This is a genomic window from Marinobacter shunpengi (genome assembly GCF_045449715.1).
In the GTDB taxonomy this organism is placed as follows: Bacteria; Pseudomonadota; Gammaproteobacteria; order Pseudomonadales; family Oleiphilaceae; genus Marinobacter.
In genome coordinates, this window is the sequence record NZ_JBJJLA010000025.1 from 58,313 (window position 1) to 79,751 (window position 21,439).

The following is a 21,439-nucleotide window of genomic DNA, read 5'->3' on the forward strand; positions in this document are numbered from 1 at the left end:
ATAGATGAGCTGGATTCATCCATGAGCACCCGACGATTACCCTCCCTCTCCGCCCTGCGGGCTTTTGAAGCCGCCGCCCGCCACGAGAGCGCGAAACAGGCGGCCCGGGAGCTGTCGGTGACCGCCACCGCCATCAGTCACCAGATCCGGGGCCTGGAGGACGCGTTGGGCATCTCCCTGTTCGTGCGCAAGCCCCGGCAACTGGAACTCACGGCCCAGGGTCGGGAGTTGCAACAGTCGCTGGAAGCCGCCTTCGATAACATCGCCGGCGTGGTGGAGCGACTGAAGGCCGCGCCCACCCGCCGGACGGTCACCCTGTCCACCACGCCGGCCATTGCCTCACGCTGGCTGCTGTCCTGGGTGTGCCTGTTGCGGGAGTCCCATCCGGACATCGATCTGCGCATCCACGCCAGCCATGAGGCCGTGCCCCTGGACGGGGTAACGGCGGACCTGGCCATCCGTTACGGCGACGGCCGCTGGCCCGGGCTGGTGGCGGAAAAACTGATGGATAACACCTTCGTGCCCGCCTGCAGCCCGTACCTGAACCTCACGGACGTGGCCGACCTGCCCAACCATCCGCTGATCCACTTCCACCCCCAGAACATCGTGGTTACCCCCATGGACTGGCCCAGTTGGCAGAAGCAGGCGAAGGTGCCGGGGCTGGATGTGAGCGCGGGGCTGGTGTTTTCCGACGAAACCCACGTCATCGCCGCCGCCATCGGTGCTCAGGGGGTGGCGCTGATCGGTCGCGAGCTTATTGAGGATGAGCTGAAGGAGGGCCGTCTGGTGCAGCCCTTTGGTCCGGAACTGCCGGGCAAGGCCTTCCACCTGGTCTACCCGGAAAACCGGCGGGACGACCCCACCATCCAGGCTGTCCGGGACTGGGTGATGACGGTGCCGGGTGGCCTGTGCCCCGAGACCCGGTAGTCACCGGGGCGTCCCGACGTTCATTCGTCTCCCTCCAGCAGGTGTGCACCCGGTCCCTCATCCCCCAGTTCGTCCATCGGGTTGCGCAGCCGGCAGGCCTCGATGGACAGGCACCCGCACCCGATGCAGTCACTGAGCTGGTCCCGCAGCCCCATCAACAGGTTGATCCGGTGGTCCAGCCGGGCCCGCCACTGCTCAGACAGTCGCTGCCAGTCGTCCGCGGTCACGGCACGTTCCGTGGGCAGGGAGGCCAGCGCCTCGCCGATCTCCGCCAGGGAGATACCCAGGCGCTGCGCGACCTTGATCACCGCAATCCGTCGCAGGACATCCCGGTGATAGCGACGCTGGTTGCCGGCGTTCCGCCAGCTTGTGATCAGCCCCTTCTGCTCATAGAAATGCAGGGTGGAGACCGCCACACCGCTGCGCCGGGCAGCCTCTCCCACACTGAGTTGACGGTTAAGTTGTCTGGCCACGATAGCCTTCCTCCTGTCATTGATGGCTGACTGATGTGTTCTCTGGCGCGGGTATAGCGACGGGCTATCTTTGCCATAGAAAAACACAAGCGCCGGAACGGTTTACCTCAAGTTTGGTTGAGGTTCCAGCATAGGTCCACCTTCACTGGCCAAACCATAAGGAGCCTGTCATGAAACAGATCTTTGCCGACCTCTGGGAAACCGATGTGGAAAGCCCATTCCCGGGCCTGACCACCCACGCCTACCTGTTGACCCGCGATAGCGGCAATGTGTTGTTCTACAACACGGGCCACGACCATGAACGGGATGCTATCGCCGAACTGGGCGGTGCTGACTGGCAGTTGCTGAGCCATCAGGATGAACTGGGCGCGTCCATCCTCAAGCTGCGTGACCGTTTCGGGACACAACTGGGCGGCCACGAAAGGGAGCGGGATGAATTCGCGAAGATCCGGACCCCGGACCGGCTGTTCGATCGCCGCGAAGTGCTGCTGGATAACATCGAGGTTATTCCGACACCTGGCCACACGCCAGGCAGCACCTGCTTCCTGGTGGCCTCGCCGACCGGAAAACGCTACCTGTTCACCGGGGACACCCTGTACCGGGGGGACGACGGCACCTGGAAGCCGGGCTACATCGACGGCATGAGCGACCGGGAGACCCTTGCCACCAGCCTGGCGCTGTTGAAGGGGCTGACGCCCGACGTGGTGATCGGCAGTGCCTTCGGTGGCCAGGCCGGGTATGAAGAGATGCGCCCGGAGGAGTGGTCAGGGAAGGTGGAATCGGCCCTGGTGCAGCTCAATACCTAGTGTCCGTTTGGTTAATCTGGCGGGCCGTCGTTCCGGGATCAGGACAGGGGGCTGGCGGCCAGTATCAGGGAAAGTGGCTGACGGGTATCCGGATGGAGTGGCTCGCGGATCCCCTCCGACCGGTATCCACTTTCCCGCAGCAGTTGCGTCCAGCTATCCAGCGAACGGTAGTACCAGGGCATGGCTTGCCAGTCACCCTCGAAGCCGCGGAAGTCCTCCTGTCGCCAGCCCTCCTGTTGTGGCTGCTCCACACCGCCGGGATGGACGGTCTGGATGATGAGTCGCCCCCGTGGCGTCAGCAGGACGCTGACCGCCCTGAGCAGCGGCGACAGGTGTTCCTGTAGCAGGGCGAAGTTGGCGACGATCACGTCAAAGGGGCCGGGGATCTGCCCGGGGTGTCGGGTCAGCTCTTCGTAACTTCCAAGGAAGAACTCACCGCCCCCGCTGGCCCTCGCGGCCTCAATCAATCCCGGGGAAGCGTCCACGCCGACCGCCTGGACACCCTGCGCCGCCAACGCCCGCACCAGCCAGCCCTCGCCACAGCCCAGGTCCAGCACACGGCCCGGATGGCAGCCCAGCACCGCGTCCACGATGGCGGCATTGGTGACCCGCTCACGGCTTTCGATGGAGCCGCTACGGACGGCCCGGGTCCAGGCGTCGGCGTTGGTGGTCCAGCTTTGGGGGATGGTGTTGTCGGCGAGATAAGCCATACGCTGTTGTTTCTGAGAGTGTTTGTAGCAATATAAACACAAAACCGAAGTTTCGGGCGTTTTGTGTTTATATTGCTACAAATAGGGTCAACGGGACACTAACGCTTCCGCTATGATCCAGTTTCAGCCGCAACTCCGGAGCCCACCATGACCGCCTATTTCATCCAGGCCTTTATCTACCTGATTGCCGCCGTAATTGCCGTACCGCTGGCCGCCCGTTTCGGGCTTGGGTCGGTATTGGGTTACCTGGTGGCTGGCGTGATCATCGGGCCGGTGACCGGTCTGGTGGGGCAGGAGACCACCACCATCCAGCATTTCGCCGAGTTTGGCGTGGTGATGATGCTGTTCCTGGTGGGCATGGAGCTGGACCCGAAGGCACTCTGGGCCGAGCGCAGCAAGTTGCTCGGGCTGGGTGGCCTGCAGGTGGGCCTGACCGCAGCCGCCGGCATGGGCATCGGCCTTTGGGCCGGGCTGGTGTGGCAGACGGCGCTGACCGTCGGGTTTATCTTTGCGCTGTCGTCCACGGCCATCGTGTTGCAGACCCTGAACGAGAAGGGGCTGGCGAAGTCCGAAGGTGGTCGCAGCGCCTTCTCGGTACTGTTGTTTCAGGACATCGCGGTGATTCCCATCCTGGCGCTGGTGCCGTTGCTGGCCCTGCCGGAACTGATGGGCAGTGGGCCAGCTGACGGTGGTGGGCATGGCAGTGGTCTGAGCCTGGTGGATCATCTGCCGGGCTGGGCTCATGCTCTGGTGGTGATTGGGGCGATTGCGGCGGTGATTGTCGGGGGTTACTACCTGAGCCGGCCGCTGTTCCGTTATGTCATCCAGGCGGGGTTGCGGGAAGTGTTCACCGCCACGGCGCTGATGCTGGTGATCGGTATTGCCGCACTGATGAGCCTGGTGAACCTGTCCCCGGCATTGGGCGCCTTCCTGGCCGGGCTGGTGCTGGCCAACAGCGAATTCCGCCATGAACTGGAAGCCAACATCGAGCCCTTCAAGGGACTGCTGCTGGGCCTGTTCTTTATCACTGTCGGGGCGGGGATCGACTTTGCCGTGCTGGCGGAGGAATGGGGGCTGGTCCTGTTGCTGGGGGCGGCGGTGATTGCCGTCAAGGCACTGGTACTGCTGGTGCTGGCGATGCTTTTCGGTATTCGCGGCAGCAACGGCTGGCTGTTCACCCTGGGGCTGGCCCAGGCCGGTGAGTTCGGCTTTGTGCTGCTGACCTACAGCGTGCAGAACTCGGTGGTGCCACCGGAGCTGGCCAAGATCCTGTCGCTGGTGGTGGCGTTGTCCATGTTCCTGACACCCCTGCTGTTCATCCTCTACGATCGGGTGGTGTTGCCCCGTTACCGCCGGGTGACCAATGAGGAACGCCAGGCGGACACCATCGATGAACAGGCCCCGGTGATTGTTGCCGGGGTGGGGCGGTTTGGTCAGATCGTCTGCCGTCTGTTGCGGGCCAATAATATTCCGGCGGTGGTGCTGGACCACGAGATCGAACAGATCGAGAACGTGCGGCGCATTGGCATCCGCAGTTATTTCGGCGACGCCAGCCGGTCCGACCTGCTGGAGACGGCCGGCATCGCCCAGGCAAGGCTGCTGGTAATCGCGATCGACGATCCGGACCGGGCTATCCGCATGGTGGAGCACGTCAAGCAGTTCTACCCCGGGGTCTGGGTGCTGGCCCGGGCCTTCGACCGGGGGCACAGCTACCGGCTGCGACAGGCCGGGGCCGACGATGTGATCAGTGAAACCTACCATTCCGCCCTTGAGATGGGTGGTCATGCCATGACGGCCCTGGGCGTGCACCCCTTGCGGTCAAGGCAGATGACCTGGGCCTTCCAGCAGAACGAGGAGGCCCATCAGGACGAACTCTATGAGGCCTGGAAGGAAATCGAGGAAGGCATCCATTTCAGTTCCCGCTATGGTGAACTGTTCATGAAACTGGAAGAAACCCTCAGCGGTATCATGCAGAGCGACTGGGACGAACCCAGCCGGGAGGATGTACCGGTATGGACACCACCAAAGGAAGACTGAGGTATGACGGATAGTGAGGTCCCGCCCGGTGTGGGCAGTGACGACCAGGTTGTGCTGTTCGACGGCGTCTGCAAGCTCTGCAACGGCTGGGCAAAGTTCCTGATCCGCCATGACCACCAGCGCCGGTTCCGCCTGGCATCGGTGCAGTCGCCCCAGGGGCAGGCGTTGCTGGAGTGGTGCGGTATGCCCACGGATCAGTATGAAACCCTGGTGCTGATCCGCAACGGGCGGGTCCATGTCCGCTCTGATGCCATCCTGTGTATCCTGGGGAGCTTACCCATGCCCTGGCGGCTGGGGGCGGTAGGCCGGGTTATCCCTGGCCCGATCCGCGACTGGCTCTATGACCGTATTGCCCGCAATCGCTACCGGCTGTTCGGTAGGTACGACACCTGCCTGGTACTAACCCCGGACCACAGGAGCCGCTTCCTGGATGAATAGCGCTACGCCTGTCCTGACGATCTGCCGGTGCTCGCTCGCCTTTATCTGGATCTACCAGGGGATCGTTCCGAAGTGGCTGGGGCCCCACGCCGACGAATTGAGCATGAACATGCTGGCGGGGTTCACGCCCGAACAGGCGCCGGTGATTTCCTACATCGCGGGCACCGTGGAGGTGCTCCTGGGCCTGGGCATCCTGCTGTTCCATCGACAGCGTTGGCCCTACGCCGTGTCCGCGGTGTTCATTGCGGGGCTGTACCTGTTCACGGTGGTGATGGCCAGCCAGTTCCTTGTCTCCGCTTTCAACGCCACCACGGTGAATCTGGCGGTGTTCGCGCTGTCGGTGATTGCCCTTGTGGAGTTGCGGCGGGTGGAGGCTGGGGCCAACGGCAGGAAAAGATAATCTCCGGCGGGTAGTTTATCCTTGTCCCATCATCAATCCCGGCACTCCCGGGTAAAAGCCTTCAACAAGGAGCCTTCCATGACCAACGTCCCCCAACTGACCGACGCCCTGCTGACCCTGGAAAACCGCGTCGCCACGCTTACCCTGAACCGGCACGACCTTCGTAATGCGCTGACTGGCTCCGCTCTGATCGACGATATTGTCACCACTGCCGACTGGGTGAACCACTGCGATGAGGTTTCCGTGCTGGTGATCACCGGGGCGGGATCCGCCTTCAGCGCCGGCGGCAATGTCCGAGACATGGCGGACCGGGGCGGCGATTTCGCCGGCGATGTGGCCGAGTGTGCAGAGCGCTACCGCAAGGGCATCCAGCGCATCCCCCTGGCCCTGCAGGAAGTGGAAGTGCCCATCATTGCCGCGGTCAACGGCCCGGCCATTGGTGCCGGCTTCGATCTGGCCAACATGGCCGACATCCGTATCGCCTCCGAGAAGGCGAAGTTCGGCGAGACCTTCCTCAACCTCGGCATCATCCCCGGCGATGGCGGTGCCTGGTTCATGCAGCGGCTGATTGGCTACCAGCGGGCCTTTGAACTGACCCTCAGTGGCCGCGTGGTGGAAGCCACCGAAGCGAAGGAACTGGGTATCGTTATGGAAGTGGTCCCGGCAGACGAGCTGCTGCCCAACACCCTGAAACTGGCCACCCGCATCGCCGCCCAGCCCCCGAAAGCCACCCGCCTCACCAAACGCCTGATGAAGATGGCCCAGCGCATGGAACTGAAGGAATTCCTGGATGTCTGCGCCGTATTCCAGGGCATGTGCCACAACGAGCCGGAACACCTGGAGGCGGTGAACCGGATGTTGGAGTCCATGGCGAAAAAATGAAACATGGGATTCGTTCACCTTCAGAGGAGTGACTCAGGGATGAGGCTCAGCCAGTACCAACTACCTCCTTTCTTGGCTTCAACCCTTTTCGTAATCGCCGGAATGGCTTCCATGCAGGTTGCGACAGCTGGGCAGAAAAGTCGATTGGAAGTCAGTATTCCGGAAGAGAGTGAACTTACATACGACCGGAAAGAAGCCAATCCGGATTTCATCGATTTCAGTGGTGAGGTGGAGCAAACCGGGTTGCTCCTGGCTTATTGGGAACTCCTCTATATGGAGACCGGGCCGCTGGAGGACAGTGAGCCGGTGCGCAACCTGAAGTTCAGGTTCTACCCGGGACCCGCCAGCGAGCAAGCACTGCCGTCGGTGGCTTTCAGAGGCGACAGTCAGAAGTCACCATTGGACCGTATCTTTATCTACCGTTCCCGTTCCGAGGACAGCCTACTGGATGAGTTTGTCAGCGAGTTTGATCAGTCCGATTCGAAGGCCAGACAGTTGCTTGAGCTCTTTGAGGAATTGCCACCGGGCTTTCTGGATAATCGCGAGGGGAAAGCGGTGCAGCCAGTGGCAATCACACTGTCAGGTCTTGCCTCATTTGTCGAAGGCGGGCATCTCTTCACGTTTGGTCAGGTGACATCCGCGGAACCGCTGTCGATGGAGGACTACGCATTGGAGCTGATTCAGGATGCGCAGCCGGATAATTATCTCGCCCGCCCATGGGACTACCGCTTACGGGCACCGGATGCAACGGCGCTCTATCAGGAGCCCGAAGGTGCCAGGCTGGCTGGCATCCCGGCTGGTACGCATACACTCACTCGCCTGGAGCCGGTCCAGGATGGTTGGGTGAAGGTTCGGTACCAGAATGAGCAATCCGGAAAGGAACTGATTGGCTACATCAATGCCCGCGAGGTGCAGCCAGTCAATTGATCCTGAGTACCTGGAAGCGCTAAACCCGACGCTGGAGTTTATGCCGGGTCCATACGTTGGTGGATTTTCGGGAATTGCCGTGAATTAATAGGTTTCCTAAAGTGCCTTTGATACGCTCCGATCATTGATTCAGTGATCTTAATTCAGGATACGGAAGTCATACGGACATGAAAAAAGTTATATACGGCAGCATAGCCGTCCTGGTAGTTGCTTTTGCACTTTTCTTTACGCTGGGACCAACCTTCACCTTCAGTTCTTACACGGTTGAGTTTTCCCCAGACTCTCCGGCAAGGGACGCACTGGAAACGTTTTCCATTCCGGAGTCATACCATCGGTCCGGTGATATCGAGGTTACCGGTCCGGAAGGAACCCTGCCTGAAATCGCGACTCTGCGCTTCTCTGTCTCTGATGAAAGCGACCTGCCTGACATAAAATCCCACTATCAGCGCCTGTGTGAGCGCAACAACTTCCAGTTCCCTGACGACAGCCTCCAGTCCATGGATCCTGAGCTGCTGTGTGTGAAGCAGGATGAGCGTCGATATTCGGTGATCTTCTCGCCGAGTTGTACCGACTCGGGTTGTGAAGTGCAGTTGTCTGTCAGGGCTATCTAACCCACCGTGTTCAGAAAAGGACTTTCAGAATGACCGATCGAGCCGATATAGAACCAACACAGCCGACCGGCTGGCGACGATTAAGTTATACCTATCACTGTGGATGGGTTGACTGGGGCCATGCACTGCCGGATGGGGCCCTTGGGTTATTGAACAAGTTGAAGGGGCAGACTGCAGACAACGGGTTGCTCAACTCGGTAGACGTGACCTTGAATGGCAAGCCGGCTTTCGTCATTGGATATGGTCAGGAAATGGGGGCTTTGGGAATTCGGGTTTCCGCCCGGCGTCACTGGGTTATCCAGAAGGGGCTCTCCCAGGCCGAACTGGAAAGTGTTGGTCTTGCCATTTATCTGAGCGCCTCTTTTGATTTCGAAAAACTCCAGGGCACTTTTCCTTTTTCCCTGGTTTCTGGCGGTAGCAGTTTTAGTACCGAGGATCTGGTCTCCAATGTGATTGGTTTCTACAGTGCTGCACGGGCTATTTCGCAGGATAGGATGAGGCGGCTGTGTGGTGAGGTGCCGGTGGACGAAAGCTATCGGATCTGGGACGAGCACACGCCAGATGGATTTTCCGGTTATCAGAACCGGACGACGACCCCAATCCTGTTTCCGACTCAATATGTTCCCGCCGGAGCAGAGAATCCCGTATTTCCTTCCGCTCTCAGTTCCATAAAGCTCGCCAAGCAGGGAGAAACCTGGGCGAGGCTTAAGAGCCGATTCCTGGATCCCGGCTTTGTGAATGGGAGGGTGCCGATAGAGGTTTTGCCGGACGGCTCGGTAAGGGTAAGAAACGGCACGGCCAGACCATCGAGAGTGACGCCTTAGGCTGGTGTTGTCCGGCTGAGCTTCGCCGGGCATCGATTAACACGGGCCCGGTGAATCAGGTCAGACTGGGCTGATCGATACAATACCGATAGCGGAATTCTGGACTACCATGGAAAGGAGCCGGGCTGTGGTGATGCAGGAATTTCACCCAAACAGCCCTTTCCATTGCCGGACCTCAGGGAACCCTGGTCATGAATAAGCTCTCCTTTTCCTTTCGATTCATCCTGGCTTTCGCCATCACCCTGATTGCCATTGCCGCCCGGGCGGAGCCCGGAGATTCCTCCTCTCCGAAGGCCATACTGTTCCAGAACGTGTATGTTTTTGATGGTAAATCCGCAGAACGGCGACCGGAGCTGGTCAATGTGCTCGTAAACCAGGGACAGATCCAGCGCATATCGGAGGAAGAGGTTGCGCCAGCGGACGATATCCCTGTTCAGGTGATTGATGGTGATGGTCGAACGCTGATGCCTGGACTGATTGATGCCCACTGGCACTCGACACTGGTCAAGCCCACCTCTATGGAGGCACTCACATCGGACATTGCCTACATCCATCTGGTGGCCAGTAACGTGGCCGAGGCCACGCTGATGCGGGGGTTTACTTCGATACGTGATATGGGCGGTCCGTCGTTCGGGCTGCGCAGGGTCATTGAGGAAGGGTTGGTGCCGGGTCCAAGGATCTTTCCGTCCGGCGCCATGATCTCGCAGACGGGAGGTCACGGGGATTTCCGGCTGCCCCACGAAGTACCCGAACCCAATAACGCTGGCCTGAACTATGCGGATCGGGTGGGCGTTACGGCCATCGCTGACGGGGCCGATGCTGTGCTCAAGCGGGTCCGGGAACAACTGATGCAGGGGGCAACCCAGATCAAACTGATGGCCGGCGGCGGTGTATCGTCCATGTATGATCCGATCGACGTCAGCCAGTATACGCCGGATGAGCTGCGGGCCGCGGTGATGGCAGCGGAGAACTGGGGTACCTATGTGGCAGTGCATGCCTATACCTCAAGGGCCGTGCAGATGGCCCTTGAGGCCGGTGTGAAGAGTATCGAACATGGTCAACTGGTGGACGAGGAAACGGTCAGGATGATGGCCCGGAAGAACGTCTGGTGGAGCCTTCAGCCCTTTATCGAAAACGAACTCGCCAACCCCCAGACCGGGCCGTCCCGGCTCAAGCAGATCATGGTGCACCAGGGCACGGACAGGGCCTTTGAGTTGGCGAAGAAGCACAAGGTGCAGGTGGCCTTCGGCACCGATATGCTGGGTACGGGTGACTATGGCGACAATCAGAATGCTCTGCTGGTGACCATGGAGCGGTGGTACACCCCGGGCGAAGCGCTGCAGATTGCCACCGGCAATAACGGTCGGCTGATCGGCCTGTCGGGGCCCCGCTATCCGTTGCCGGGACCCATTGGCGTGATCGAGGAAGGCGCTGTTGCCGACCTGTTGCTGGTGGATGGTGACCCGACCGAGGATCTGTCGCTGATCGCGGAGCCGGAGGCCAATTTCAGGATCATCATGAAAGGCGGGGTGATCTACAAGAACACCCTGGGCCCTTCAGATAGCGCCACTGACGGAGACTAGGTCCGGGCTCACAGTTCGCCATTCGACCCTGGCCACCGTCTGCAGCTTCTCCAACTGACTCTGCAACATGCCGATGGGCCGCGTGCCCTCCAGGGTGAGGGCGATATCCAGGGCGTCGCCGCTGCTTTCCATGGCCATTTTCGAGATCCGGAAGCCCCGGATACGCACTACCTGACACAGCCGTTCCAGGGCGGCGGCTTCGGGGTTCATCCGGCAGTGGATCTGGTAACTGGGTATCTCCTGTTCATGGGCGTTCATGCCACGTGCTCCTTGTTGGGTGTCCGGTTGCGATGGGGTTCGTCGATGATGTCGGTGTTGCTGGCGCCGGGTCTGACGATGGGCCAGACATTCTCCTCCCGGGCGATGGCTACGTGCAGCAGCATCGGACCCTGGTAGGCCAGCAGGGTTTCGATGCCCCGGCGGATCTGGTCGGTGCGGTTGATGTGCAGGGCGTGGATGTCGAACGCCTTGGCCATGGTGAGGAAGTCCGGGTTGTCGTCCAGGTTGATCTGGCTTTCCCGGTTGTCGTAGAACAACTCCTGCTGCTGGCGGACCATGCCCAGGCACTGGTTATCCAGGATGATCAGTTTTACCGGCAGGTTGTAGCGGCGGATGGTGGCCAGTTCCTGGGCGTTCATCATGAAGGAGCCGTCGCCGGTGACATTGATAACTGTGCTGTCGCGGTCCGCGAACTGGGCGCCGATGGCCGCCGGCAGGCCGAAGCCCATGGTGCCCAGGCCGCCGCTGGTGAGGTGGTGGCGGGGGCTGGCAAAGCGGTAGTGCTGGGCCACCCACATCTGGTGCTGGCCTACATCGCAGGCAATCACCGTATCGCCCGGGGTGATCCGGGACAACTGGCGGATAAACGCGGGGCCGTTGATCGGCGCATAGGGATCCTCGTTGTCCGCCGCATGGAAACCACCGGTGGTGTGCCAGGTGCGGCACAGGGTTTGCCACTCCCCGATCGCCAGGGGATGTTTCCGCAGGTCGTCGGTAAGGTCATCCAGGATGGTGCCCAGCTCTCCCCTCAACGCTATGTCCGCCGGGCGCAGCTTGTTCAGTTCCGCCGCGTCGGCGTCGATATGGATCATGCGGGCATTGGGGGCGAAGCCGTCCAGCCTGCCGGTGGCGCGGTCGTCCAGGCGGGCGCCGATGACCAGCAGCAGGTCACACTCCTCCACCGCCCGGTTGGCGGCCCGGGAGCCGTGCATGCCGAGCATGCCCAGATCCGCCGGGTGGTTGTGCCCGGTGTTGCCGAGACCCTTGAGGGTAGTGACGGCGGGCATGCCGGAGGCTTCTGCAAAGGCCCGGAAGGCACTCTCCGCGTTGGCCAGGGAGACGCCACCGCCACTGTAGATCAGGGGCTTGCGGGCGCTTCGCAGCATGGTCAGGGCATCGCCGAGGTCCACCGGTGATTCCGGCACCGGCACTGGCTCCGCAATGGCCGGCGCATTGATGTCGGCCAACTGGATATCCTTGGGGATGTCGATCCATACCGGGCCGGGCCGTCCGCTTTGGGCCAGTTCGAAGGCCTCTTCCATGATGCCCGGCAGATCCCCCGCCCGTTCCACCAGGTAGCTGTGTTTGACGATACCCAGCGTCATGCCGAGCATGTCGGTCTCCTGGAAGGCGTCGGTGCCGATCAGGGCGGTGGGCACCTGGCCGGTGATGACCAGCATGGGTACGGAGTCCCGGTGGGCATTGGCCACGCCGGTGATCAGGTTGGTGGCGCCGGGGCCAGAGGTGGCGATGCAGACGCCAACCTTGCCGCTGGCCCGGGCATAGCCGTCGGCGGCCAGGGCACAGGCCTGTTCATGGCGGCACAGCACATGCTCCACACCCACGTCGTCCACCAGGGCATCGTAGAGCGGCATGATGCAGCCGCCGGGGTAGCCGAATACGGTGTCGGTGTGGTGGCGGCGGAACGCCTCCAGGATGTGTTGTGCGCCGGTCATGGTGTTCTTCCTTTGATTTTCCTGGTGCAAAAAAAAAGCCCCCGGGACCTTTCGGTGCCGGGGGCTTCTGGTGTCTCTTCGGTCTGTCAGTCAGTCAACCGTCTGTCCACGCAAAAGCCCCCGGATGGCACCACGACCACCAGGACTAGCTTCACGATGACAATAACGGCGTTCAGGTTCATTGCGCTCGGATTCGTTGGCTGACTGAAAATTCTGGTTAAACAGTAACCCGATTGCCGACAATCGCGCAACCGTCGATATCGGGTTTTTTTGAACGATGGTCCGTTTTATCTGGATTTGGACCCGTGTGAGACCACCGGATCAGGTCTTGACGCTGTCCAGTATCGGGCCCAGGTAGGGCTTGTGAGTATCGATTTCCTCTCGCGTCAGTCCATTGATTTCATAGGGAAAGACCAGCCAGTCCCCGGTCTGGTGCAGGCTGTAGTCCGGGGCAATGCCGGCCTTGGCGGCCCCGGGACGTTGATAGAGGGTGGCGACACGGGTGTCGGCGGGCATGTTGCGCTTGAGCTGGCGGTTCAACCGGTTGAGCACCGCGGCAACGCTGTAGCCGGTGCTGAAGACGTCGTCCACGATCAGCAACCGGTCGTCGTGATTGAGGTTGTCCAGCAGGTAGTGGGTGCCGTGCACGCGTATGTTCTGTTCCGGGGCCGACACCATTTCATCGTAGGCCTGCATGCCCCGGTAGGAGGTACGCAGGGCGATGTGGTCCGTGGCCACGCCCAGGGTTTGCAGGCATTCCTGCACGTAGATGCCGATGGCACTGCCGCCCCGCCATAGCCCAACGATGAAATTGGGCCGGAACCCGCTCTCGTAGACCTGGACGCCGAGGCGGAAGGCGTCCTCGATCAGGGCCTCTTCGTCAAGGAAGCGGCGGGAACGGCTGGCTTTGGGGGGGACGGAACTGATTTTCATCGGGATCTGCCTGTAACCCGGAGTGCGGTATTTGAGACTGTCCGGGGATGGTGGGATGATGACCGCTTACCCCCAGACATTAAGAGACTCATGGCTGCGAAACAATACCTTACTGCCCAGGGCCTGCTGGAAGACGCCTTCAGGCTGGGGGCGCAGATCCTCAATTCCGGGTTTCGCCCCACGTTCATGATCGCGGTCTGGCGGGGCGGTGCCCCGGTCGGCATCGCGGTGCAGGAGTTCCTCGACTACCACGGCCTGCATACGGATCACATCGCCGTGCGCACCTCGTCCTATGGGGCGGGCATTGACCAGCAGAGCAGGGAAGTTCGGGTACACGGCCTGAACTACCTGGTCAAACACGTCACCCATGAGGATTCGTTGCTGATCGTGGACGATGTGTTTGACACGGGGCGTTCGGTGCAGGCCATCATTGATGAACTGGGCAAGCGGGCCCGCCTCAATACCCCGGAGGACATCCGCGTGGCGGTGCCCTACTACAAACCGGGCCGTAACGAGGTGGGCTGGGCGCCGCAGTACTATATCCATGAGACGGAAGCCTGGCTCAAGTACCCACATTCCCTGGAGGGGCTGACCGCCGGGGAGATCCGGGACAACCGACCGGCACTGTATGAGATCCTGGCGCCCCATCTTCCGGATACCCGAAACCCCTGAACATTCGACAGACACAGAAGGACTGCCATGTACATTGCCATGAACCGATTCCGCATCGCCCCCGGCAAGGAAGAGGACTTCATCGAGATCTGGCGTAACCGCGACTCCCACCTGGAGGGCGTATCCGGATTCCGGGAATTCCACCTTCTGCAGGGCCCCAGTCACGAGGACCACACCCTGTTCACCTCCCACAGCGTGTGGGATTCCGAGGAAGCCTTCGTCAACTGGACGAAATCCGAGGCCTTCCGGAAGGCCCATGCCAACGCCAGTCCCTCGAAGGACATCTATCTGGGGCCACCCCAGTTCGAGGGATTCAAGGCGGTGCTCTGACATTCCCATAGACGCCACTGAAAAGGCCTGAGTGACCACACAGGCCTTTTTTATCCTTGTAAGTTAATCAAATGATTAATATGATTTTGATCAAATGATTAATCGGGTGAAAGGATAGCTATGATCATGCAGTCAGCTTCGCGGGACCGGAACGTCCTGATAGCGATGATGGTGTTTCTGGCGGGAGCACTGACCGGGTGCCTGCCGTCGGAACCACCAGTCACGCAGTCGAAGACGTCACGAGTGGTGGACACGGCCCGGGTGATCCCCGCCAACGGCCCGGAGCAGGTCACCCTGTCAGGTCAGGTGAAGGCCAGTGAGCACACCCGGTTGAGTTTCGAGGTGAGTGGCGAGGTCCGGTCCGTATCGGTGGATGTGGGTGACACCGTGGCCGCCGGGGAGGTGCTGGCCACCCTGGACAGGGCCCGCTACCAGCTTGCCCACGACCAGACCCTGGCATCGGAGCGGGAGGCTGCGGCTGCCCTGCAGGAAGCACGGCTGGACCACCGGCGGCAGTCGGACCTGGCGGACCGGGGCTTTGGTAGTGCGTCCCAGCTGGACAGTGCCCGGGCCGCACTGGAAACCGCCCGTTATCGCCATGAGGCAGCAGTGGCCTCCCGGCGTATTGCCGAGCGGGACCTGGCGCAGACGCAACTGAAGGCACCCTTCGAGGGCACTGTGGGTCAGCGCATGGTGGAGCCGGCGGAGCGGGTATCCGCCGGCCAGGCGGTGCTGGCGGTGATTTCCGACCGGGAAGGTTATGAGGTGGACACTAGCGTGCCGGAGACCCTGGTCAGCCGGCTGTCGGCCCGCTCCGAGCAGGCGGTGAGTATCCCCGCCCTGGGCGTGGAGCGGATGCCGGCCCGCGTCCACCAGATCGGTTCAGAACCCCGTTCCGCCAACAACTACCCGGTGACCCTGACCCTGGGAGACACCCTGCCGGGGCTGCGCTCCGGTATGACTGCCCAGGTGCACCTGTCCATGGATCAGGTCGATGGCGGGCACGCCCTGGACACGTTCCGGCTTCCCCTGACCAGTCTGGTCCACGATGGCCCCCAACAGGCCCATGTGCTGCGGATCGGCCCCGAGGAGCGGTTGCAGCGGGTGGATGTGCTGGTCATCGACACGGCGGGCAACCAGGCCGTGGTGACCGGGCCGCTGGCCAGTGGCGAGAGGATTGTCGCCCGGGGACCGGAATTCGTAACCGAGGGGCAGCAGGTGAGCCTGCTGGGCGATGGCCCCGAGCGGTTCCACTGAGGTGTCCATGAACCTGTCCCAGTTTGCCTTCCGCTACCGTCCCGTTGTCCTGCTGACCACCATCCTGGCCCTGGCCTACGGGGCTTTCAGCTACTTCTCGCTGCCCACCCGGGAGGATCCGGAGATCCTGGTGCGGGAGGCGGTGCTCACCACCGAATATCCGGGGCTGTCCGCCGAGGAGGTGGAGGAGACCATCACCAAGCCCCTGGAGGCCAGTGTGCGCAAGGTGGGGGAGGTGGAAGAGATCCGCTCCACCTCCATGCGGGGCCGCTCCATCATCCATGTGGTGATCCACGACCGTTACTTCGACCTGGACCAGATCTGGGACGAGGTGCGGGAGCGCGTCGACGCGGCCCGTCCGGAATTACCCGAGGGGGCCGGCGAACCCAACCTGAACGATGATTTCGGCGATGTGGCGGTGGTCACCGCCGCGCTGACCTCCCGTGACTTCTCCCAGGCTAAACAGCTCCAGATGGCGGAGCACATCCGGGCCGAGCTGTACGGCATCGAGGGCATCCGCAAGGTCGAGCTGATCGGTGTGCAGCCGGAGCGCATCTTCGTGGAGCTGCCGGTGGAGCGCATGGCCGAGCTGGGACTGTCTCCTCAGGCCCTGGCGGACCAGTTGGAGAAGCAGAACATCCTGCCCCCGGGCGGTGTGATCGAATCCGGTGAACAGCGGTTCGCGTTGCAGGTCAGCGGTGGCTTCCACAGCCTGGAGGCCCTGCGCCAGGCGGAAATCCAGTTGCCGGAAGGCGGTACCCTGCGGTTGCAGGACCTGGGGGAGGTGAGCCATGGCTACGTGGACCCGGTGCAGCGGCCGGCCTACTTCAATGGTGAGCGGGCCATCGTGCTGGCGGTGTCCATGCTGGAGGGCCACAGCGTGCTGGACTTTGGTCACGCAGTGAAGGACGCCATCGAAGCCATCCGGCCCACCCTGCCGGCGGGCTATAACCTGGACATCATGACCTTCCAGGCGGAGCAGGTGGCCAATGCGGTCTACGGTGTCACCGCCAGTATGCTGCAGACCCTGGCCATCGTGCTGGCCGTGGTGGTGCTGTTCCTGGGGGTGCGAACCGGCCTGATCGTAGGGTCGATTATTCCCGGGGTCATGCTGGTCACCCTGGCGGTGATGGGCCTGACGGAGATGACCCTGGAGCGCATGAGCCTGGCCACCCTGGTCATTGCCCTGGGGCTGCTGGTGGACAACGCCATCGTGGTGGCGGAAGACTTCAAGACCCGCCTGGAGGCCGGCGCCAGCCGCAACCAGGCGTTGCAGCAGACCGGTAGTGAGCTGGCCATGCCGCTGCTGTCCTCCAGCCTGACCACCATCCTGGTGTTCCTGCCGCTGATGCTGGCGGAGCATGTGGCCGGTGAGTACACCCGGTCCATCTCCATTGTGGTGGCCATTACCCTGCTGGCGTCCTGGCTGCTGTCCATGACGGTGACGCCGATCCTGTGTCATCGCTTCCTGAAAGCGCCGGTGCGTTCTGCGGGCGAGACCGGGGACACACCGCCGGAAGCCACCCTGTCGGACCGACTGTTTGGTCGCATGGCTGCCGTTTATGAGCGGCTCCTGCGGACGATCCTGCACTACCGCAAGACCTTCCTGCTGCTGATGGTGGTGGCCTTCGCCGCCGGCGTGGGACTGATGCAGGTCGTGCCGAAAAAGTTCTTCCCGGATTCCGACCGCAGTCAGGTGCTGGTGTACGTGGATTTTCCCTCCGATATTGCGCCCAGCCTGGCGGACGACGGGATTCGACGGATCAGCGACCTGTTGTCCGGGGATGACAATCCCCATGTGGAAAGCGTCGCCGCCTACCTGGGCTTTGGCGGACCCCGTTTCGTGCTGTCGCTGACCCCCATCGATCCGGCGCCCAACAAGGGCTTCCTGGTCCTGAACGTGAGCGACGCCAGGCACATGGACGGCGTGCTGGACAACACCCGCAGGCTGCTGGCCACCCGCCATCCGTCCGTGTCCGCCCAGGTCACCCGCATGTTCCTGGGCCCTTCGGACAGCAACCTGCTGGAGGTCCAGGTGACAGGGCCGGACCGGGAGATGCTGTTCGAGTCGGCGGCGAAGGTGGAACGCATCCTCGCGGACCTGCCCGGTACGCGGGATGTGCGCCAGAGCTGGGAGGCGCGGATCCCGTCGCTGCATATCGAGGTGGACCAGGCCCGGGCCCGCCGTGCCGGGGTCAGCTCCGCCGATATTGCCCGTTCGCTGCAAGGTGCCATCGACGGTTACCGCATCACCGATTTCCGGGAGGGGGACCGCCATATCCCGGTGATGCTCCGTTACCAGGAGGAAGGCCGGGAAAGCCTGGAACGGCTGCGTTCCCTGACGGTCTATCCGCTGGAAACGCCAGGGGCGGGCGTGACCCTGAACCAGGTGGCGGATATCTCCCTGGGCAACGGTTACTATCGTATCGACCGGGTGGACCTGAAACGGTCGATTACGGTGGAAGCCCGTAACAGCGGCTATACAGCGGAGGAGATGGTGCCCCGGGTGGAACCGGCCCTGAGGGAGCTGGAGGCCGGTCTGCCACCGGGTTACGTGGTGGCGTTTGACGGTGTGGTGAAGCAGTCCGCCGAGGGGCGCGCCGCGTTGCAGGCCAACCTGCCCCTGTGCCTGGGTATCGTGATGGTGCTGCTGGTGGCCCAGTTCAATTCCTTCAAACGGCCCCTGCTGATCGTGGCGACGATTCCCCTGGTGATCCTGGGCGTGGCCGTGGGCCTGCTGGTGCTGCGGGCCAACTTCGGGTTCATGGTGTTGCTGGGCCTGTACAGCCTGGCGGGGATCATCATCAATAACGCCATCGTGCTGATTGACCGCATTGACCTGAACCGGCAGGAAGAGCCGGCGCTGCCGATAACCGAGGCGGTGGTGGCGGCCTCCGTGCGCCGGCTGCGGCCCATATTGATGGCCACCATCACCACTATCCTCGGGTTCCTGCCGTTGATCGTGGGCCATGACCCGCTATTCTACGGCATGGCCAGTGCCATGGCCTTTGGGCTGGCCCTGGGTACGGTGATGAGTCTGGGCGTGGTGCCGGTGCTGTACACGTATTTCTTCGGCCGGGAATCCGGCACACTGGAGCCCGCCAGCGTTGACGGAAAGGAGTGAGTGGATTGAACAGTCCGGTGAATGCCGATAACCAGACGGCGGAAAACCTGATCCTGGCGGGTATCGACCTGTTTGGTGAACATGGCTTCAGCGGTACCACCACCCGCATGATTGCCACGGCAGCGGGCGCCAACATTGGCTCCATTGCCTACTACTTCGGCAACAAGCATGGGCTTTACCTGGCCGCGGCCCGTCACATCTCCACCCGGTTGCGGGAAGACCTGCAACTGGGGGAAATGGGTATTACCTACGACCACGCCCAGACCCTGGGGGAGGACAGTGCCCGTCGGCTGCTGGAACAACTGATGGGGCGCATGGTGCACCTGTTCATGGAGAGGCCGGAGGCCCGCCGCTGGCTGATGCTGGTGATGCGGGAGCAGGCCAACCCCTCCGAAGCCTTCGATATCCTTTACCGGGATGCCTTCGAGAAGGCCCATGTCGCTGTCACTACCCTGGTGAGCGTGCTGATGAAACGCCCGGCTAGTGATCAGCAGGTCATCCTGGAGGCGCACACCCTGGTCGGTCAGGTGGTGTTCTTTCTGGTAGGGCGCACTCCATTGCTGAGACGGCTTGGCGCCGGCGAGCAATTTGACCCGGAAACCATCGCCCTGGCGGAGGCGGTGGTGGTGTCCCATGTGCGGCGCATGACCCGTACATAGGCTCTATTGCCAGACTGTCACTTGGTGCCCCGTCACCCACCTGTTAGCGTTAACTGTAACGTGATCTGTGTCACATCACGTCCGGCAATGTCCGCCGCTTCGGCCCGCGGACATGCACGCAGGAGTCAACGGAATACAGGAGTTCAATCATGATGCACACACGTTTGGTTCGGGCAATGGGGCTTTCCCTGGTCGCTGGTTCCTTGGCTTTCAGCCTCTCGGCGCACGCCGCCCAGGGACTATACTCTGCGGATGATCTGATGGACGCGGAGGTTTATGACAGCAGTGGCGAAGAAGTCGGTGAGGTTGAGGATATCCTCATGGACGACGGTATGTCGGTCCATGCGCTGGTGATCAAGACCGGCGATGTACTGGGGCTGGGTGGCCGTGACGTTGTTGCCGAGCGCGGTACCTTCACCGTGAGCATGGAACCGGACAACGACGGCGACGAGTTTGATGACAAGGACTACAGGGTTCAGCTGGAAGGAACCCAGGATGATATCAAGGCGCTGCCAGCCTATGACGCAAGCTGGTGGAACCAGACCAGCCAGGGGCTGCAGCAGGCCTGGGAGAACACCAAGGACATCAGCGAAAGTGCCTGGGAGAATACCAAGCAGGCCACCTCCTCCGCCTGGTACAACATCAAGGAAGGGGCCAGGAACGTCGGCGACGAGATCGAGGACGCCACCAACTGATCCCCCAGTCAGGAAGCGCCCCCACGAGGCGCTTCCTGCTGTTCTCACCCCATGTTTTCACATTGATACCCGCCTAAAGTCTAAGGGCGTTGGGTAGCTGTCCGGCGTTGGCTGGTCTAGATTTATCGGGATAACAACACCCGAACGTCACCGACCAGACCAACAATAAGGACATTCCCATGCGAAAGCGCTCATTCCTGAAGCTTACCTCCAGCCTGCTCCTTTCGGCGTCTCTTGGCGTCTCGATGACGGCCCATGCCGAAGGTCAGTACATCATGGGTACGGCCACCACCGGCGGCACCTATTATCCGGTAGGGGTCGCCATCTCGACCCTGATCAAGGTAAAACTCGAACCCACCGAGAACATCTCCGTCTCCGCCATCAGCTCCGCCGGCTCCGGCGAAAACCTCAAGCTGATGGACGAGGACCAGGCCCAGTTCGGCATCCTGCAGGGGCTGTACGGCGCCTGGGCGTGGGATGGCAGCGGCCCGGTGCCCAAGGCCTACAAGAACATGCGCTCGGTCTCCATGCTGTGGCAGAACGTGGAGCATTTCGTGATCCGCAGTGAAATGGCCGATTCCGGCACCATTTCCGACATGGAAAACCTCTACGGCGAAACCTTCTCCATTGGTGCCCGCAACTCCGGCACCGAGGGTTCCGGCCGGTTCATCCTCGGCAATGTGGGCATCGACCTGGAACAGATGGAGATGGCCTACATGGGCTATGGTCCCAGCGCCGATGCCCTGCAGAACGGCAATATCGACGGCATGAACATTCCCGCCGGTGTGCCGGCCTCGGCGGTGACCCGGGCCTACGCCAACATGGGGGATGACATTGTCACCCTCAATTTCACCGAGGAGCAGCTGGCGGAAGTGAACAGCAACTTCGATCTCTGGTCCGCCTACGAGATCCCCGCCGGTACCTATCCCAACCAGGACGAAGTGATCAATACCATTGCCCAGCCCAACATCCTGGCGGTGCGGGACGATGTGTCCGAAGAGGACGTCTACCAGATCACCAAGACCATCTACGAGAACCTGCCGTTCCTCAATAACATCCATGCCGCCACCAAGGCCATGGCCCTGGAGAAAGCGATTGTGGGTCTGCCCATGCCGCTGCATCCGGGCGCCCAGCGCTACTACGAGGAGCAGGGTATCGAGATCCCGGACCGCCTGAAGGCCGAATAAGCCTGCGGG

General features: G+C 61.8%; 22 protein-coding genes. 17 read left to right on the top strand and 5 right to left on the bottom strand.

Translation table 11 applies throughout. The features are described from left to right. The first annotated feature begins 21 nt into the window (after positions 1–21). Positions 22–927 carry a LysR substrate-binding domain-containing protein gene (locus tag ACJO3T_RS17700; RefSeq protein WP_406979332.1) on the top strand — a complete coding sequence of 302 codons (906 nt, stop codon included), beginning with the start codon at positions 22–24 and terminating at the stop codon, positions 925–927. 20 nt (positions 928–947) lie between these two features. Here the strand turns inward: ACJO3T_RS17700 and soxR are convergent, their stop codons facing one another. Next, positions 948–1,400 carry a redox-sensitive transcriptional activator SoxR gene (soxR, locus tag ACJO3T_RS17705; RefSeq protein ID WP_406979333.1) on the bottom strand — a complete coding sequence of 151 codons (453 nt, stop codon included), beginning with the start codon at positions 1,398–1,400 and terminating at the stop codon, positions 948–950. 170 nt (positions 1,401–1,570) lie between these two features. On the opposite strand from soxR, the gene ACJO3T_RS17710 reads away from it, so the two are divergent. Then, on the top strand, positions 1,571–2,206 hold the full coding sequence (locus ACJO3T_RS17710) for an MBL fold metallo-hydrolase (RefSeq protein WP_406979334.1): 636 nt from the start codon (positions 1,571–1,573) through the stop codon (positions 2,204–2,206). Positions 2,207–2,244: 38 nt separating this feature from the next. On the opposite strand, the gene ACJO3T_RS17715 is transcribed toward ACJO3T_RS17710, so the two are convergent. Then, positions 2,245–2,916, bottom strand: coding sequence for a class I SAM-dependent methyltransferase (locus tag ACJO3T_RS17715; RefSeq protein WP_406979335.1), 672 nt, complete (start codon positions 2,914–2,916; stop codon positions 2,245–2,247). Between the two features lie 147 nt (positions 2,917–3,063). Here ACJO3T_RS17715 and ACJO3T_RS17720 point away from each other — a divergent pair, with 147 nt between their 5' ends. The 8 genes from ACJO3T_RS17720 (at position 3,064) to ACJO3T_RS17755 (ending at position 10,618) form a co-directional block, all read left to right on the top strand. Beyond that, positions 3,064–4,953 (top strand): monovalent cation:proton antiporter-2 (CPA2) family protein, encoded by a 1,890-nt coding sequence (locus ACJO3T_RS17720; RefSeq protein WP_406979337.1) that lies wholly within the window; start codon positions 3,064–3,066, stop codon positions 4,951–4,953. 3 nt (positions 4,954–4,956) lie between these two features. Then, on the top strand, positions 4,957–5,391 hold the full coding sequence (locus ACJO3T_RS17725; protein WP_406965016.1) for a thiol-disulfide oxidoreductase DCC family protein: 435 nt from the start codon (positions 4,957–4,959) through the stop codon (positions 5,389–5,391). Beyond that, positions 5,384–5,791, top strand: coding sequence for a DoxX-like family protein (locus ACJO3T_RS17730; protein WP_406979338.1), 408 nt, complete (start codon positions 5,384–5,386; stop codon positions 5,789–5,791). The genes ACJO3T_RS17725 and ACJO3T_RS17730 overlap by 8 nt, the downstream gene beginning before the upstream one ends. Before the next feature lie 78 nt (positions 5,792–5,869). After that, positions 5,870–6,673, top strand: a complete 804-nt coding sequence (locus tag ACJO3T_RS17735; RefSeq protein WP_406979339.1) for an enoyl-CoA hydratase-related protein — start codon at positions 5,870–5,872, stop codon at positions 6,671–6,673. Between the two features lie 111 nt (positions 6,674–6,784). Beyond that, positions 6,785–7,600, top strand: coding sequence for a hypothetical protein (locus ACJO3T_RS17740; protein ID WP_406979340.1), 816 nt, complete (start codon positions 6,785–6,787; stop codon positions 7,598–7,600). A 167-nt stretch (positions 7,601–7,767) separates the two neighbouring features. Continuing rightward, positions 7,768–8,211 (top strand): hypothetical protein, encoded by a 444-nt coding sequence (locus tag ACJO3T_RS17745; protein WP_406979342.1) that lies wholly within the window; start codon positions 7,768–7,770, stop codon positions 8,209–8,211. Positions 8,212–8,240: 29 nt separating this feature from the next. Further along, positions 8,241–9,035: a hypothetical protein gene (locus ACJO3T_RS17750; protein WP_406979344.1), complete on the top strand. Its 795-nt coding sequence runs from the start codon at positions 8,241–8,243 to the stop codon at positions 9,033–9,035. A gap of 191 nt (positions 9,036–9,226) precedes the next feature. Further along, complete coding sequence (locus tag ACJO3T_RS17755; protein WP_406979346.1) at positions 9,227–10,618, top strand: metal-dependent hydrolase family protein; 1,392 nt, start codon at positions 9,227–9,229, stop codon at positions 10,616–10,618. On the opposite strand, the gene ACJO3T_RS17760 is transcribed toward ACJO3T_RS17755, so the two are convergent. The 3 genes from ACJO3T_RS17760 to ACJO3T_RS17770 all read right to left on the bottom strand — a co-directional run bounded on the left by ACJO3T_RS17760 (position 10,592) and on the right by ACJO3T_RS17770 (position 13,506). Beyond that, positions 10,592–10,876 (bottom strand): ACT domain-containing protein, encoded by a 285-nt coding sequence (locus ACJO3T_RS17760; protein ID WP_406965023.1) that lies wholly within the window; start codon positions 10,874–10,876, stop codon positions 10,592–10,594. The two genes, ACJO3T_RS17755 and ACJO3T_RS17760, sit on opposite strands and share 27 nt — an antisense overlap. Further along, positions 10,873–12,573 carry an acetolactate synthase 2 catalytic subunit gene (gene ilvG / locus ACJO3T_RS17765; RefSeq protein WP_406979348.1) on the bottom strand — a complete coding sequence of 567 codons (1,701 nt, stop codon included), beginning with the start codon at positions 12,571–12,573 and terminating at the stop codon, positions 10,873–10,875. Before ilvG ends, ACJO3T_RS17760 begins: the two co-directional genes overlap by 4 nt. A gap of 321 nt (positions 12,574–12,894) precedes the next feature. Beyond that, on the bottom strand, positions 12,895–13,506 hold the full coding sequence (locus ACJO3T_RS17770; protein ID WP_406965026.1) for a phosphoribosyltransferase: 612 nt from the start codon (positions 13,504–13,506) through the stop codon (positions 12,895–12,897). A gap of 90 nt (positions 13,507–13,596) precedes the next feature. On the opposite strand from ACJO3T_RS17770, the gene ACJO3T_RS17775 reads away from it, so the two are divergent. From ACJO3T_RS17775 to ACJO3T_RS17805, 7 genes are all read left to right on the top strand, one after another. Then, positions 13,597–14,178 carry a phosphoribosyltransferase gene (locus ACJO3T_RS17775; RefSeq protein ID WP_406965027.1) on the top strand — a complete coding sequence of 194 codons (582 nt, stop codon included), beginning with the start codon at positions 13,597–13,599 and terminating at the stop codon, positions 14,176–14,178. Between the two features lie 27 nt (positions 14,179–14,205). Continuing rightward, positions 14,206–14,508, top strand: a complete 303-nt coding sequence (hmuQ, locus tag ACJO3T_RS17780) for a heme-degrading protein HmuQ (RefSeq protein ID WP_406965028.1) — start codon at positions 14,206–14,208, stop codon at positions 14,506–14,508. Positions 14,509–14,634: 126 nt separating this feature from the next. Next, positions 14,635–15,765: an efflux RND transporter periplasmic adaptor subunit gene (locus tag ACJO3T_RS17785; protein ID WP_406979350.1), complete on the top strand. Its 1,131-nt coding sequence runs from the start codon at positions 14,635–14,637 to the stop codon at positions 15,763–15,765. A gap of 7 nt (positions 15,766–15,772) precedes the next feature. Beyond that, positions 15,773–18,889 (top strand): efflux RND transporter permease subunit, encoded by a 3,117-nt coding sequence (locus ACJO3T_RS17790; protein WP_406979352.1) that lies wholly within the window; start codon positions 15,773–15,775, stop codon positions 18,887–18,889. Then, on the top strand, positions 18,886–19,548 hold the full coding sequence (locus tag ACJO3T_RS17795) for a CerR family C-terminal domain-containing protein (RefSeq protein ID WP_406965033.1): 663 nt from the start codon (positions 18,886–18,888) through the stop codon (positions 19,546–19,548). Before ACJO3T_RS17790 ends, ACJO3T_RS17795 begins: the two co-directional genes overlap by 4 nt. Before the next feature lie 176 nt (positions 19,549–19,724). Beyond that, positions 19,725–20,243 (top strand): PRC-barrel domain-containing protein, encoded by a 519-nt coding sequence (locus ACJO3T_RS17800; RefSeq protein WP_406965289.1) that lies wholly within the window; start codon positions 19,725–19,727, stop codon positions 20,241–20,243. A 179-nt stretch (positions 20,244–20,422) separates the two neighbouring features. Beyond that, the gene (locus ACJO3T_RS17805; RefSeq protein ID WP_406965035.1) at positions 20,423–21,430 is read left to right on the top strand and encodes a TAXI family TRAP transporter solute-binding subunit; all 1,008 of its coding nucleotides are present in this window, start codon (positions 20,423–20,425) and stop codon (positions 21,428–21,430) included. Positions 21,431–21,439: the final 9 nt, after the last annotated feature.

Excerpts from the sequence above, each read along its gene's own strand:
- ACJO3T_RS17730 (WP_406979338.1), top strand. The coding sequence starts at position 5,384 with ATGAATAGCGCTACGCCTGTCCTGACGATCTGCCGGTGCTCGCTCGCC.
- ACJO3T_RS17735 (WP_406979339.1), top strand. The coding sequence starts at position 5,870 with ATGACCAACGTCCCCCAACTGACCGACGCCCTGCTGACCCTGGAAAAC.
- ACJO3T_RS17790 (WP_406979352.1), top strand. The coding sequence starts at position 15,773 with ATGAACCTGTCCCAGTTTGCCTTCCGCTACCGTCCCGTTGTCCTGCTG.
- ACJO3T_RS17785 (WP_406979350.1), top strand. The coding sequence starts at position 14,635 with ATGCAGTCAGCTTCGCGGGACCGGAACGTCCTGATAGCGATGATGGTG.
- ilvG (WP_406979348.1), bottom strand. The coding sequence starts at position 12,573 with ATGACCGGCGCACAACACATCCTGGAGGCGTTCCGCCGCCACCACACC.
- ACJO3T_RS17715 (WP_406979335.1), bottom strand. The coding sequence starts at position 2,916 with ATGGCTTATCTCGCCGACAACACCATCCCCCAAAGCTGGACCACCAAC.
- ACJO3T_RS17775 (WP_406965027.1), top strand. The coding sequence starts at position 13,597 with ATGGCTGCGAAACAATACCTTACTGCCCAGGGCCTGCTGGAAGACGCC.
- ACJO3T_RS17720 (WP_406979337.1), top strand. The coding sequence starts at position 3,064 with ATGACCGCCTATTTCATCCAGGCCTTTATCTACCTGATTGCCGCCGTA.
- ACJO3T_RS17750 (WP_406979344.1), top strand. The coding sequence starts at position 8,241 with ATGACCGATCGAGCCGATATAGAACCAACACAGCCGACCGGCTGGCGA.
- ACJO3T_RS17700 (WP_406979332.1), top strand. The coding sequence starts at position 22 with ATGAGCACCCGACGATTACCCTCCCTCTCCGCCCTGCGGGCTTTTGAA.
- ACJO3T_RS17770 (WP_406965026.1), bottom strand. The coding sequence starts at position 13,506 with ATGAAAATCAGTTCCGTCCCCCCCAAAGCCAGCCGTTCCCGCCGCTTC.
- ACJO3T_RS17760 (WP_406965023.1), bottom strand. The coding sequence starts at position 10,876 with ATGAACGCCCATGAACAGGAGATACCCAGTTACCAGATCCACTGCCGG.
- ACJO3T_RS17745 (WP_406979342.1), top strand. The coding sequence starts at position 7,768 with ATGAAAAAAGTTATATACGGCAGCATAGCCGTCCTGGTAGTTGCTTTT.
- ACJO3T_RS17740 (WP_406979340.1), top strand. The coding sequence starts at position 6,785 with ATGCAGGTTGCGACAGCTGGGCAGAAAAGTCGATTGGAAGTCAGTATT.
- ACJO3T_RS17755 (WP_406979346.1), top strand. The coding sequence starts at position 9,227 with ATGAATAAGCTCTCCTTTTCCTTTCGATTCATCCTGGCTTTCGCCATC.
- ACJO3T_RS17805 (WP_406965035.1), top strand. The coding sequence starts at position 20,423 with ATGCGAAAGCGCTCATTCCTGAAGCTTACCTCCAGCCTGCTCCTTTCG.
- ACJO3T_RS17710 (WP_406979334.1), top strand. The coding sequence starts at position 1,571 with ATGAAACAGATCTTTGCCGACCTCTGGGAAACCGATGTGGAAAGCCCA.
- ACJO3T_RS17725 (WP_406965016.1), top strand. The coding sequence starts at position 4,957 with ATGACGGATAGTGAGGTCCCGCCCGGTGTGGGCAGTGACGACCAGGTT.
- ACJO3T_RS17800 (WP_406965289.1), top strand. The coding sequence starts at position 19,725 with ATGGGGCTTTCCCTGGTCGCTGGTTCCTTGGCTTTCAGCCTCTCGGCG.
- hmuQ (WP_406965028.1), top strand. The coding sequence starts at position 14,206 with ATGTACATTGCCATGAACCGATTCCGCATCGCCCCCGGCAAGGAAGAG.